This is a genomic window from Alpinimonas psychrophila (genome assembly GCF_014137865.1).
Taxonomy (GTDB): domain Bacteria; phylum Actinomycetota; class Actinomycetes; order Actinomycetales; family Microbacteriaceae; genus Alpinimonas; species Alpinimonas psychrophila.
This window is the reverse complement of record NZ_JACGWU010000003.1, coordinates 184,243-196,588: the sequence shown is the minus strand read 5'-3', so window position 1 is coordinate 196,588 and position 12,346 is coordinate 184,243. Positions and strand designations below refer to the sequence as shown.

Genomic DNA, 12,346 nt, shown 5'->3' with positions numbered 1-12,346 from the left:
TCTTTGGGCCTGCAGTCTCTTGGCTTACTCCCCAGCAGCTGCTGAGTGATACCGTTGGTACGTACTGAGCCCCCATAGCTCAGCGGATAGAGTGTCTGCCTCCGACGCAGAAGGCCGCAGGTTCGAATCCTGCTGGGGGCACCATCTATGATTCCCGCGATACCTTGGCGGCAGAAGCCACGGCACGAAGAAATTCTTCATATTCGTGAATGTAATCTTCTGCGTCGTAAGGATGCGACGCGAGGACCAAGAGCACAGCGTCCGGCGAATAGTCATACTGTGCGCCCCACGTGAGCGGAGGCATGTGCAGACCTTGGCCATTACTTGACAGCGATATCACTTCGCGATGCTGTCCGTCATCAACCATTGCCTTCACCGAACCGGAAACACAGACGAGAAATTGGTGACATTCCTTGTGCGCGTGAATTCCTCGAGGCTCTCCCTCGGGCACGTTCGAAACGTAAAAAAATCTCTGAACGCTAAAGGGAAGTGACACCGGGTATTCTCCGACAACCAAGCTACCCCGCTGGTCATTGAACCCCGTCAGTTCGATCCGGCGGGGGTCATGTGTCGAACGTTCCTCAGCCATTAGACAAGCTTGAGTGCGCGGGAAATGCGAGAAACTTCCTCAGTCGAGAGCTCCGGAAAGAGGGGAACAGAAAGAATATTACGCACAGCCCACTCCGTTACTTCCAGAGGCATCGCTCGTGGCATGAAATCGGCGTATTTCTGTTGGTGGTCCGGGATGGGGTAGTGCACGTCCGTTGTAATTCCTGCAGCGGCAAAGTCAGCCCGCACTTTATCGCGATTCTCAATCACGATAACCGCGAGGTGTCCGTTGAATGATTCTGATGAGCGATTCAGGATGCGCATGCCATCGTGTGCCGTTTTTTCATACGCAGAATGAATGACCCGTCGTTTCTCATTTTGTTGATCAAGGAACGGAAGTTTGATTCTGAGAATGGCAGCCTGAATCTCATCGAGACGACTATTCCTGCCGTGCGCATATTCAATGCTGTACTTTGATGCCCAACCGTACTGCCGCATCCGCCGAACGGTATCGGCGAGGTCATCATCGTTGGTGAAGACGGCCCCCCCATCGCCAAGGGCTCCCAAATTCTTCGTGGGGTAGAAGCTCGTGGTCGAAAGGTCCGCGAAGCTCCCTCCGCGTCGACCACTTTCAGACGCTCCCATTGACTGCGCACAATCCTCAATGATCCGAATACCGTGCTCGCGAGCAACGATCACAAGTTCTTCGATGGGGGCAAGTGCTCCATAGAGATGAGTCACCACGATTGCGTGAGGCTTTTCGGGGAGCAAGCGCAACGTTTCGTTGAGGGTTGCTGCCGACATGAGCAACGTCGTTGCATCCACGTCGCAATAAACGGGCTCTGCCCCTAATAGTCGCGCTGCAATGGTCGTGTACGCACCAGCGTTCGCGACGGTCACAACTGTGCCGCCCCGGGTGACTCCGGCCGCAGCCAGCGCGAGCTCCAACGCGTCGGTTCCATTTCCAACGTTGATGGCGTGTTTAACGCCTACGTACGAGGCCAACTCTCGTTCCAATGCATCATGCTCCGGTCCCATCACGAACCAACCGTTGGAGACAACCCGGGCAATTACACCATCGAGTTGACCGCGAATCGCTCGTGTCCCGCGCCCCAAATCGTTAAAGGGAATTTTCGAATTGTTGTGCATTCACATCCAGGGCTGTCAAAGGTTGGACGGCCCGATACGAAGGCCTCTTTATAAGAATAGAGAAGGAACGAGGCTCAAGCGAACGTGGGAGACCGTAAACTGGTCTAGCCGTGCTCCCAAAAATCCTGAAATCGAAACCAATGAAACCTCAGTCGCTCATTCTAATTCCCGGATATGACCCAGGATACCTTCGAGTCTACGAACATTTAGTAAGAAAAGCTGCCGGACAAGGCTGGAGCCCCGTTGTCCTGGACATTACGATGGCAGCGGCAACTCCCGTCGATAGTTTCCACCGTGAAACCCTTCACCTCTTTGGGATTCCTCATCCCGGCCACGACATCCAACAAAGGCTCGAAACTGCCGGCGCAAAGTACTTGCGAATCGATGACGTTTTGGCTTCTTCCCCTTCCTTTGGGATGACGGCCGAAGAAAGCGACATCCTCGAAATATCCATTCAATCCGCTTTGATCACGTATTACCGAACCGACGCTCCCGATAGAAATATTCGCCGCATCGCAAAGACAGCTCAACGTCTTCGCCGCGAAGGGGAACAGACATACAGTGCTGTGACAGCACTCCTGCGGCAGGGAAACTTTGTTGAGGCTTATCTCCCGAACGGGCGTTTTCCCTGTCAGAAAATGGCCACGTTGGCTGCCCGCGCGCAACAGACACCGACCATTCATTATGAAAAGGGCGAAACCCCGAACGGGGCCTATGTTCAGCCCTATGCACCGCAAGATCGTCTGGCGTCCCAAGGTGCAGTAAATCCCCTCCTGTCTGCTTTGACACCGAGCGAGATTGAGGTGATTGCCGATAAGTGGCTTGCCCGTCGAGCGCCATCGAAAGAATCACGCAATGAATTCGCCGCGGGTTGGACAGAAGGGCTACCTGCTGAATTCGTCAGCCGGATGGCCGGCCACAAAGTCGCGGGTTTCTTCACCTCGTCACAGGACGAGTTTCAGTTTCTGGGACCTGAGTGGCAACTTCACACCTGGGAAAGCCAAGTAGAGGCGTTCGACCTCCTGATGTCACGCTTTGAACAGGAAGGTTACGTCTGTTATCTTCGGGTCCACCCGAACCTTGCAACGAAGGCCCACGAGTGCTTTCTTCGTGAACGGGAAGGAAGCTGGGAACTCGCGCGACGCCATCCCAACTTGGTTGTTATCTGGCACGACGACCCCACCAGCTCCTATTCCCTCCTCGAGAATACTAATTCAGTCGTTGTCTGGGATTCAACTGTCGGTCTGGAAACGAGCGCGAGTGGAATCCCTACCTGGACCTGCGCCACGTCTCGCTATGGACTCGTAGCAGATGTAAGAGAACTTCTCGGGCCCGAGAACCTTGCCGAAAGTTCCCTGATGCCCTGGAACGTCGTCACCGAAGGTGCAAAGCGATTCATCGCCTACCTCGTGCTGAGAGACGACCAAATGCCAGAGCTAACAAGACCATGGATAAGTTGGGACAACGCACATCCCCCGCTCCCTGTGAAAATAGCCGCGCTGTTTGTGAGCGGAGGAGCACCTTCTATCCGAGACGCGTTGACGGCAACATTTGACGTATGGCGCCACCGGAGGGCCTCGTTTAACAAATCTGCGCTGAAATCGCGCCTAGCGCGATAGGCGTTATCGGACTCGCGGCCCCATCTCGCCAACAACTGCTTGGAGAAGTTCGTGAGCGTTACCTTTTGCAATTGCGCCCAAGATAATGGGGAGCGTCTCCTCGTAGGCCAGCGCAATGGCATCCAAAGCATCATCGTCGTGAGCATCCATGACGTTGTGGGTCGCAATCATGAGAACGCCACGCTTGCTCATCTCTTGCATAAAAAGGATCTTTAGGTCAGACATTGCGTCGCCTAAATCCGGGTTCCAGACCAAGAACATCCAGGCCGGGTGACCCTGCAACGACACGACGTCCGAGGCACCTGTGCGCTCAATGACGGCGTTTACCATCTCGGTCAGTCGTTCACCTTTTTTGGCAATGCTGGCGATGACGTCGGTATTTTTAATCCGCTCCAGAACGACCTTGGCTGCCGAAAGCGATAGAAGCTCCCCCCCGAAAGTACCGGTAAAAAATGCCTTCTCGAGAACGAGCATCAGATCACGACGCCCGACAATGGCCGAGAGCGGGTAACCGTTGGCCATTCCCTTCCCAAACGTCGAGAGGTCGGGAGTTACACCGAAGTATTCCTGAGCTCCACCATTCGCAAACCGGAACCCTGTGACCATTTCGTCGAAGACAAGAACGGCGCCGAACTTCGTCGCCAATTCGCGAACACCTTCCAAGTACCCCTCAGCCGGCCACTCGAGCGTCATGACCTCCATAATGATGGCGGCGGTCGAGTTGCGTTTTAGCTCAGCTTCCATCGCATCAAGATCATTAAAAGGAACCGAGTGAGCAAGGGCGACGACGTCTAGGGGCACTCCGAGGCTGCGCGAAGGGACTGAGCCGATATACCAGTCGTGCCACCCGTGATAGCCACAGACGATTACATGGTCCCGGCCGGTGAAGCCACGAGCGACTCGAATGGCCGCACTCGTGGCATCCGACCCATTCTTGCCAAAACGCACCATTTCCGCCGACGGCACGAGTTCCACGATGAGTTCCGCGACCTCTGCCTCAATGGGGTGAGCAAGGGATATGGTCACTCCCTGAGAAACTTGAGCGACAACCGCTGCTCCAATTTCGAGATCACCATAGCCAATATTGACAGCAGCCAAACCCGAAACAAGGTCAATGTATTCGTTCCCATCAACATCCCAAATTCGGCATCCCGCCGCGTGAGTCGCATAGAGGGGAGCGATACCGGGAGGAAGAGTTAGCCGAGACTTGCTTACAGTTTGGGCGCCGAGAGGGATAACCTTCTCAGCACGCACCAACTGCTTGAGCGATTGCGCGTAGCGGTGTTGCTCTTCCAACATGGTTGGTCTCCTTGACTACTTATTTTAGAGAACCCGCGTTGCGGGCATCATCGACGTCGGTTCGAGAAAGTGCCGGTTTCTGCTCCAGAAACTTCAGGATTTCGGCTTGGCCAAAAGCATGATTGTCATCATAAAGATTAGAGAAGATTGTTCGGATGAAGTCCAAATCTTCTTGAACGTCCACGGTCCACCGCAGGCTATTGAGGTTTGGTTTCTGAGTCACAGACTCGAGCGAATATAACTCCGGATGCGAGTAAATCCCTAAGGTGACATGTTCCCGCTCAGCGGCCGTCAAATCCTGCGCGCGAAGGGCATCAAATGCATCCCGACGAATACACTCGACGTCGAGCCCATCCGGAAACGTCGGTTCCAAAACGTTGGAGGTGTACGACACCCCGCGAGAAATGTGTTTGCGAATGACATCGTCGATGATTGCGACATCCGCAACGGGACAATCCGCCGTCAGTCGAACAACGGTTTCCGGCTGAAATTCATCCACCACAATTCCGAAACGCTCCAAAACATCGTCAAGAGGGCCTCTACGAAAACCGACTCCCGAAGCCTCAAGGACGGCAACGAGCTCATCGTCCGAAGAATCGGTTGACGTTGCCACAATCAGGTCATCCAACATGACGCTTCGTCGAAGCCGTTCGATTTGTCGAAGAATCATTGGCTCGCCGTGGACCTCCTTAAGAACTTTGCCGGGCAAGCGAGTAGAGCTGAGCCGCGCCTGAAGCACCCCAAGAATCATGAGTCAAGTCTAACGGCAGGCCAGTTTCGTGGGTCGAGCAGCTGGGCAGGCACAACAGGCAAAGCCACCTTTTGCGAACTCTCAACGATCTGCCATGCCCGAACAATTCCCTCAAGCTCAGCCTCGCTTGTTGCCCCAACAAGAACTGCATCCACTGAAGGGTGATGCCGCATCGCCCCTAAGGCAAGCGCGAGGACGGCAATATTCTTATTTCGCGAAAATTCATGCAGTGCGTGCAATGCTGGCCGAAGTCCATCGAAATACGCAGGCAACGAAGCTGGTTCTGAAAGGAGAATTCCTTGCAGCAAAACGCTTCGAACGTGTATTTCAGCGCCGCCGCCTCGAAGGCGCGTGATAGGTTCAGACTCTAGTAGCCGCGAATCCAAAATGTTGGCGGGCAGTTGAAGAATATCAAGATCAGGGAAAACGTCCAGGGCATTCTCGAGATCAGAAGCGTTATAGATACTCACGCCAATTCGAGAAACAATTCCCGCCGATCGAGCTTCTCGAAGGATCTCAATGGCTTGTTGGCAGCGGATATCAGCGAGGTCGGCAATTTTGTGAAAGAGCACTGCGTGAAGGCTCTCGGCGCGTAATTGCTCCATTGACGCGCCATAAAGGTTCTCTGGTGAAGGCACATTTCCATCGCTGGATAGCGAGAACTTCGTGACGTATCGATTACCACCCTCGCTGGAAGCGAATTCTCCGAGACGTTGTTGAGAAGAACCGTAGTTAGCAGCGGTATCAAAGAGCGAGATTCCCGCTTCCCTGGCTACTCTCAACATACCGATAACGGCATTATCTGAGAGTTCACCCGACGCATTCGTAATGCCATAGTTCAGTCCGAACTGAACCGTTCCCAACGCAAGCTGACTCACCCGCCCGCTCCGCCCACAGCATCCGCAGGATTGAGCTTTCCAAGGAGAACCACGTCGTCGCGTTCTCCCGTGCGAAGCATTACCTGTGACTCTTGGAGTCCTTCTTGCCTGAAACCACAGGTCAGAAAAGCTTTTATCGAGCCCCTGTTCGACGCGTAACTTCCCGCGGTAATTTTTGCTAGTTTGAGCTCGGCAAAACCCCACTCAGACAGCGCACCAATCACTTCTGTGGCGACACCTTTACCCCACCACTCATGCTCGCCAATGACGAGTCCAATGGCTGCCGATGAATGTACTGGATTGATGGGGCCAATCTTGATGTTTCCAATGTGTGCGCCAGATTCTCTAGCGACAATCGCAAATAGATACGAGTGAACCGACTCCAGAATCTGATTCACGTAGGCGATGAGAGCATCTCCATCTTGGGACAAAAACCGTGTCTCAAGGTAGCGATTGACATTCTCGTTTGAAAGCCAGCCTTGATACCGCTCACCCGCAAACGAGGCATCCAAGCTGACCAAATCGAAGCGGCGGGTTGGGATTGGGAGGTCGGTTCTCATGGTGCCCCTATGGCTTCTAGCGCAGCTACAACACGTTCCTTGCCCAAACCGTCATACGAAAGAAGGCACCGGCGAGATAAATTCTCTCGTTTCGCCCTGTCCGTAAGAAGACTGGTCACACGTTCCACGATAGCCCCAACGGCTTCTCCTTCACTCACTTCGAGGGTCAGGTCTAGACCGGTCACGAGTTCATTTTCGACGAGGTGGTGGAGCGATTCACGCTGGTTATCGACCACGGCCAAGAGCAACGAGGGAGTCCCTAGCGTGCAGAGCTCCCACGCGCTCGTGCCGCAGGCCGAGATGGCGATGTCGGCGGCTCCCAGCAGAACCGGCAACTCAGTCGTGGGTGTGGCGACCTGAAAATTGGGAAATCCTGCAATAACAAATTCAACCTCTTGGCGCCGGGCAGGCGGGACAATGAGCGTTGTCGTAAATGTTTCGTCAATCCTCGCGAGAGCACCTGCTACGAGAACAATTGTCCCCGTAGGGTCAGACCCTCCCATGAAAGCGACAAGATGAGGAATCCTCCCCTTCATCTCCCATGGTTTTTCCCGGCGTTGGCAAAGAATGGCGTCACGGATGAGAGCAAATTCATTGCCGGCCAGCAGGCGATCCTTTGTCGACTTTCTCCAGGGACCATCCTCCGCCCCCAGATTATGGTCGACATAAAGGTCGGCCTCTATCCCCCGATCGTCTCCGTCCACTATCGCCAAGACATGGCACCCGGGTCGGAGAGCGGAGATTTCGTCGGCATCAATTTCGTACGAGTCTGTAATGACCCAATCGGGGCTCAACCCAAGAATTTCGTCGAAATCCATTGAATGTTGTGTCGTGCGCACGACGGTAATTGACGCGTCGAGAATTATGCTTTCCAGCCAGTCGACACCGGATTCATTCGTGAGCAGGAGAACTTCATGGCTCCGGAGAATCAGTTCCTCGGCCAACGTGAGGCACCTCATGACATGCCCGGTGCCTTGAGTTGGCGAAGCATCCGCTCGAAGAAGCACTTTCATTCTGACAGTCCTTGAGTTGCGGTAATGGTCGACAAGTCTTTGGTAGGCTCACGGAGGTAAGTTTTTAGCGTATTTTTTGGAGGTTTGGCTGTGTCCATTCTAGAAGGCTCGTCAATCCTAATCACCGGTGGAACGGGCTCATTTGGTAAAGCCTTCATTGAGTATGCCCTTGAAAACCTGAACCCAAAGAAGATTGTGATTTTCTCGCGCGATGAGCTAAAACAATATGAAGTTCGCCTCAAGTTCAACAATGACCCACGGCTTCGTTTCTTCATTGGAGACATCCGCGATCAGCACCGTCTCATGCGAGCAATGCACAACATCGACTATGTCGTTCACGCTGCAGCCTTGAAGCAAGTTGATACGGCCGAGTACAACCCCTTCGAATATGTGCAAACGAATATCATCGGTTCGCAAAACGTCATTGAGGCAGCAATCGACACGGGCGTGAAGAAAATTGTCGCTCTTTCGACGGACAAAGCCTCCAGCCCCCTTAACTTATATGGCGCAACGAAGTTGGCTGCCGACAAGCTTTTTCAGTCAGCAAATCACTATGCCGCGGGCTACGAGACGCGTTTCTCCGTGGTTCGTTACGGCAATGTCATGGGTAGTCGCGGTTCAGTGATTCCTTTCTTCAAGGAGCTTGCAGCAAAAGGGGAATCCCTCCCTATTACCGACGAACGCATGACCCGCTTTTGGATTACGCTGCCACAGACGGTTCAGTTCGTCGTTGATTCTTTTGACCTAATGGTTGGCGGTGAACTCTACGTTCCTCGCATCCCTAGCATGCGCATCCTCGACCTCGTCGAAGCTGTCGCCCCCGGTTCAAAAACTCACTCGGTGGAGATTCGCCCCGGAGAAAAGCTTCACGAAGAAATGATTTCTCAGGATGACAGTCGCCGTACTTTGCTCTTGGGAGATCGCTACGTCATCCTTCCCACGATTGCCGAGTGGGGATTTGTCGCCCCCGTTGGTCAGTCAGTTCCAGACGGCTTTGCCTACCGTTCAGACACCAACGACCAGTGGCTCGATGTCGAGGCGCTCCGCGACCTCATCGAAAAATTTGCATAGATGACTATCCCCTATGGTCGGCAGTCGATTTCTCAAGGAGATATTGACGCCGTGGTCTCCGTCATGACGACCGACTGGCTCACTATGGGACCAGTCGTTACTGCCTTCGAAGACGCAATCGCTACTTTGTCGGGGACGCCTGACTCGACTGTCGTTTCCTCCGGAACCGCTGCACTGCACTGCGCCTACGCGGCTCTCAATGTGTCGAACGGTGACGAAGTAATCACGTCCCCGCTGACCTTTGTAGCGACTGCGGCCACGGCAATGGCCCTGGGGGTAAAGGTTCACTTCGCAGATGTTGCTGCCGACACAGGGAACATCGATCCCGGCTCTGTTGCAGCGCTGATTACACCCCGCACCAAGGTCATCGCTGGCGTCGACTACGCGGGCCACCCGGTTGATGCAGACGAACTGGCCTCTTTAGCTCATTCGACCGGTGCATATTTTCTTGAGGATGCGGCACATTCAATCGCGTCGACGTACAAAAATCGCCCTGTGGGATCTTTGGCCGACATCACGGCATTTTCTTTTTTTCCAACGAAGAACATGACAACGGCCGAGGGCGGGGCGGTCGTCTCCCCCGATGCCGCGTTGGTCGAACGTGCCCGCCGTTTTCGTTCCCATGGCCTTGTTCGTAATAAAGAAGAACAGCGTTACCCCGATGAAGGGCCGTGGCATCAAGAAGTTCACGAGATTGGCCTGAACTACCGCCTTCCTGATGTTCTAAGCGCCCTTGGACTGAACCAAGTCAAGCGAATTGCGGAGTTTAAAGCTCGTCGAACCTCGATCTTTGAACGTTATAAGGAAGAACTCTCTGACGTGGCCGGCCTTATTTTGCCGACCAAACGGGACTATGTCGATCCAATGTGGCACCTCTACCCCGTTCGCATTCCAGAAGGGCGGCGGCGTGAAGTTTTTGATTTCATGCGCAACGCGGGGGTACTGGTGCAGGTGAACTACCTGCCGGCCTATTGGCATCCCGTTTTTGAGGACCTCGGGTACAAGCGCGGCATGTGCCCCGTCGCCGAAGCATATTATGAACAAGAAATTTCGTTACCCATGTACGCGGATTTGAGTCACGATCAGCAATCGATTGTTATCGACGTCTTACGCAAGGCCTTGGCATAACTTTTTTGTCCGCCACGATAGGAGAACCGCAATGAGTAGCCTCCCCCTCGGCCCCGAAAAGGGCCCTCTGATTGTTGCTGAGATTTCCGGCAATCACAATGGATCACTCCCTCGCGCACTGGAGATAGTGCGGGCCATAGCTGACACGGGCGCGCATGCGGTGAAAATCCAGACGTACACTGCGGACACCATCACGCTGAACGTCGATTCTCCTGCATTTCGAGTCAGTGACGGGCATGAACTCTGGGCATCTCGCAAGCTCTATGACCTCTACGAAGAGGCCCACACTCCGTGGGCTTGGCATGAGCCCATTTTTAACCTTGCTCGCGACCTGGGAATGATTGCCTTCAGCACGCCTTTTGACGACACTGCTGTCGACTTCCTAGAAACTCTCGACGTTCCCGTCTACAAGATTGCCTCACTCGAGATTGTTGATTTACCGCTGATCACTCAGGTTGCCCAGACGGGCAAGCCCATGATTATCTCCGTGGGAACCGCTTCAATAGCCGAAGCTGCAGAAGCCGTCGCTGCGGCGAAGGCTGGCGGATGCACTGACATTACCTTGCTGGCGTGCACCAGTTCATATCCCGCGCAACCGGATGATGCAAATCTTCTTCGAATGCCGGCAATGGCTCAGATTTTTGGCACAAAAGTTGGACTCTCTGATCACACGATGGGTCTCGGAGTATCCGTGGCGGCAGCGGCCCTTGGCGCATCCGTTATAGAGAAGCACGTGACTCTTCGCCGCTCGGATGGCGGTGTCGATAGTGCCTTCTCCCTCGAACCAGCAGAACTCGCACAACTAGTTGAGGCGTGCGACATGGCCGTTCGGGCCTTGGGCTCCGCAGATGCATGGGCAACCTCAGCAGAAAACGAATCTCTGCGCCTTCGCCCTTCACTATATGTTTCCGCCGATGTTCGCGCTGGAGACGTTGCATCGCCGTTGAACGTACGCTCCGTCCGTCCGGGTGGAGGTCTACCTCCCAAAGAGATCGATCGGACTATGGGGCGCATTTTCAACACCGACGCACCGGCAGGAACACCAATCACCTGGGACCTGTTTTAAATTACGAAGTCAAACAAAAAGGAGAAACCTATGAATGAATCGGAACTTCGATTGCTGGCGGTCCTCGCACTTCAGAAGGACCCAGAGACTGAACCGGAGAATCCACAATGGGACTCTCTGGACAAGCTGGAAATTATCTCGGCGCTCCATGACGAATTCGGTGACAAAGTTGCCTCCCTCGACGAATTGGATAATTTTTCGGACTTTGAAACCCTGCTCGAAATCATGAAAAAGAACAACCTTGTCAAGTAGCTTCTGGATTCATCCGGTCGGCAGTGCCCTTGGAAGCACTAAACGAGATGTAGCCCTGCTAGTAGCAGAAAACGGGGAAGTTCGCGAAGGATTTCTCACCAGAACTGGTTTTGAGACCGTTTTTCACGTTACGAAAGAACAAACTGGATTGGATCTGGCGCGAGCCGCGCTGGCCAACGTAGATACTGATTGGCTCAGAGCAAACGTGGACACGGTAATTTACATCACGTCAACAGGCGATCGTGCAGCCCCCGGCAACGGGCACCTCTTGCACGGCGAACTCATGTTGGCTCCCCATACGCTCGTCTTCGATATCAATGATGCCTGCACAGGATTCGTTCGATCCGTTATTCTCGGCAACTCTCTCATAGCCTCCGGAACGTCCAAGGCAATTCTGATTGTGATCTCGGATACTTACTCAAAGCTTTATGAGGATTCAAATCTCAGAGTTTCCCCTCTTTTCTCCGACGGAGCAAGCGCAATCATTTTGACCGCCGATGCTCTCACCATTCCCGGCATTCGTCACCCATCCCGCAAATGGGAAATCTTGTCATCGACAGTTATTTCTGAAGGCAATCATGCCGATGATCTGACAGTCACTCGGGGAAACGAACATTTTCCCTTCGGTGAGCTCGAGATGAATGGTGCCGGTGTTTTCAATTTTGTTGTTAAACACGTGAAATCTGCAGTTGCCGGCGCGGTTACTAGAGCGGGACTTGGGCATGATGAAATAGACAGTTGGTATATTCACCAGGGTTCGCGCGCCGTCGTCGACGCCGTGAGCAAGTCACTGTCACTTGACCAAGATGCTCAGTTCGTTTCGCGAGAGTATGGAAACGTTGTGGGTAGCGCGATTCCTTTCCAGATTCTCGCTGAAACTGCAGGAATGACGGAGACGGAACTGTTTGGCTCAGAAGGTCGGTACCTTTTTCTTCTGGCTTTTGGTGTGGGGCTCACGCTTGCGGGTCTAACCATCCGACAGTCAAGGGGCTAGCCGCTGTAGGGAAAATC

Annotated in this window: 13 protein-coding genes and 1 tRNA gene; 7 read left to right on the top strand and 7 right to left on the bottom strand. The window is 53.8% G+C overall.

Going from position 1 to position 12,346, the window contains the following annotated elements; genetic code table 11:
* The first annotated feature begins 68 nt into the window (after positions 1–68).
* Positions 69–144, top strand: a tRNA-Arg gene (locus tag FB555_RS06745).
* A gap of 1 nt (position 145) precedes the next feature.
* On the opposite strand, the gene FB555_RS06740 is transcribed toward FB555_RS06745, so the two are convergent.
* A complete protein-coding gene (locus FB555_RS06740) occupies positions 146–589 on the bottom strand; it encodes a sugar 3,4-ketoisomerase (RefSeq protein ID WP_182484714.1) in 444 nt (147 codons plus the stop codon).
* Positions 589–1,698: a DegT/DnrJ/EryC1/StrS family aminotransferase gene (locus FB555_RS06735; protein ID WP_182484713.1), complete on the bottom strand. Its 1,110-nt coding sequence runs from the start codon at positions 1,696–1,698 to the stop codon at positions 589–591. Before FB555_RS06735 ends, FB555_RS06740 begins: the two co-directional genes overlap by 1 nt.
* A gap of 260 nt (positions 1,699–1,958) precedes the next feature.
* Here FB555_RS06735 and FB555_RS06730 point away from each other — a divergent pair, with 260 nt between their 5' ends.
* Complete coding sequence (locus FB555_RS06730; RefSeq protein WP_182484712.1) at positions 1,959–3,317, top strand: hypothetical protein; 1,359 nt, start codon at positions 1,959–1,961, stop codon at positions 3,315–3,317.
* Positions 3,318–3,320: 3 nt separating this feature from the next.
* Here FB555_RS06730 and FB555_RS06725 read toward each other — a convergent pair whose 3' ends face one another.
* From FB555_RS06725 to pseG, 5 genes are read right to left on the bottom strand one after another with little or no spacing between them, the layout of a single operon-like run.
* Positions 3,321–4,616: an aminotransferase class III-fold pyridoxal phosphate-dependent enzyme gene (locus FB555_RS06725; protein ID WP_182484711.1), complete on the bottom strand. Its 1,296-nt coding sequence runs from the start codon at positions 4,614–4,616 to the stop codon at positions 3,321–3,323.
* 19 nt (positions 4,617–4,635) lie between these two features.
* Positions 4,636–5,367, bottom strand: a complete 732-nt coding sequence (locus FB555_RS06720) for a cytidylyltransferase domain-containing protein (protein WP_182484710.1) — start codon at positions 5,365–5,367, stop codon at positions 4,636–4,638.
* Positions 5,364–6,245 (bottom strand): aldo/keto reductase, encoded by an 882-nt coding sequence (locus FB555_RS06715; protein ID WP_182484709.1) that lies wholly within the window; start codon positions 6,243–6,245, stop codon positions 5,364–5,366. Before FB555_RS06715 ends, FB555_RS06720 begins: the two co-directional genes overlap by 4 nt.
* On the bottom strand, positions 6,242–6,805 hold the full coding sequence (locus FB555_RS06710) for a GNAT family N-acetyltransferase (protein WP_182484708.1): 564 nt from the start codon (positions 6,803–6,805) through the stop codon (positions 6,242–6,244). The genes FB555_RS06715 and FB555_RS06710 overlap by 4 nt, the downstream gene beginning before the upstream one ends.
* Positions 6,802–7,818, bottom strand: coding sequence for a UDP-2,4-diacetamido-2,4,6-trideoxy-beta-L-altropyranose hydrolase (gene pseG, locus FB555_RS06705; protein ID WP_182484707.1), 1,017 nt, complete (start codon positions 7,816–7,818; stop codon positions 6,802–6,804). The genes FB555_RS06710 and pseG overlap by 4 nt, the downstream gene beginning before the upstream one ends.
* Before the next feature lie 90 nt (positions 7,819–7,908).
* Here pseG and pseB point away from each other — a divergent pair, with 90 nt between their 5' ends.
* From pseB to FB555_RS06680, 5 genes are read left to right on the top strand one after another with little or no spacing between them, the layout of a single operon-like run.
* On the top strand, positions 7,909–8,889 hold the full coding sequence (gene pseB, locus FB555_RS06700) for a UDP-N-acetylglucosamine 4,6-dehydratase (inverting) (RefSeq protein WP_182484706.1): 981 nt from the start codon (positions 7,909–7,911) through the stop codon (positions 8,887–8,889).
* Positions 8,890–10,017 (top strand): DegT/DnrJ/EryC1/StrS family aminotransferase, encoded by a 1,128-nt coding sequence (locus tag FB555_RS06695; RefSeq protein WP_182484705.1) that lies wholly within the window; start codon positions 8,890–8,892, stop codon positions 10,015–10,017.
* Between the two features lie 31 nt (positions 10,018–10,048).
* Positions 10,049–11,083 carry a pseudaminic acid synthase gene (gene pseI, locus FB555_RS06690; protein ID WP_182484704.1) on the top strand — a complete coding sequence of 345 codons (1,035 nt, stop codon included), beginning with the start codon at positions 10,049–10,051 and terminating at the stop codon, positions 11,081–11,083.
* Positions 11,084–11,113: 30 nt separating this feature from the next.
* Positions 11,114–11,335, top strand: a complete 222-nt coding sequence (locus tag FB555_RS06685; protein ID WP_182484703.1) for an acyl carrier protein — start codon at positions 11,114–11,116, stop codon at positions 11,333–11,335.
* Positions 11,325–12,329 carry a 3-oxoacyl-ACP synthase III family protein gene (locus FB555_RS06680; RefSeq protein WP_182484702.1) on the top strand — a complete coding sequence of 335 codons (1,005 nt, stop codon included), beginning with the start codon at positions 11,325–11,327 and terminating at the stop codon, positions 12,327–12,329. Before FB555_RS06685 ends, FB555_RS06680 begins: the two co-directional genes overlap by 11 nt.
* The last annotated feature ends 17 nt before the right edge of the window (positions 12,330–12,346 follow it).

Bases quoted from the DNA above. Each gene is read 5' to 3' on its own strand.
- FB555_RS06740 (WP_182484714.1), bottom strand. From the start codon at position 589: ATGGCTGAGGAACGTTCGACACATGACCCCCGCCGGATCGAACTGACG.
- FB555_RS06735 (WP_182484713.1), bottom strand. From the start codon at position 1,698: ATGCACAACAATTCGAAAATTCCCTTTAACGATTTGGGGCGCGGGACA.
- FB555_RS06730 (WP_182484712.1), top strand. From the start codon at position 1,959: ATGGCAGCGGCAACTCCCGTCGATAGTTTCCACCGTGAAACCCTTCAC.
- FB555_RS06725 (WP_182484711.1), bottom strand. From the start codon at position 4,616: ATGTTGGAAGAGCAACACCGCTACGCGCAATCGCTCAAGCAGTTGGTG.
- FB555_RS06720 (WP_182484710.1), bottom strand. From the start codon at position 5,367: ATGATTCTTGGGGTGCTTCAGGCGCGGCTCAGCTCTACTCGCTTGCCC.
- FB555_RS06710 (WP_182484708.1), bottom strand. From the start codon at position 6,805: ATGAGAACCGACCTCCCAATCCCAACCCGCCGCTTCGATTTGGTCAGC.
- pseG (WP_182484707.1), bottom strand. From the start codon at position 7,818: ATGAAAGTGCTTCTTCGAGCGGATGCTTCGCCAACTCAAGGCACCGGG.
- FB555_RS06695 (WP_182484705.1), top strand. From the start codon at position 8,890: ATGACTATCCCCTATGGTCGGCAGTCGATTTCTCAAGGAGATATTGAC.
- pseI (WP_182484704.1), top strand. From the start codon at position 10,049: ATGAGTAGCCTCCCCCTCGGCCCCGAAAAGGGCCCTCTGATTGTTGCT.
- FB555_RS06685 (WP_182484703.1), top strand. From the start codon at position 11,114: ATGAATGAATCGGAACTTCGATTGCTGGCGGTCCTCGCACTTCAGAAG.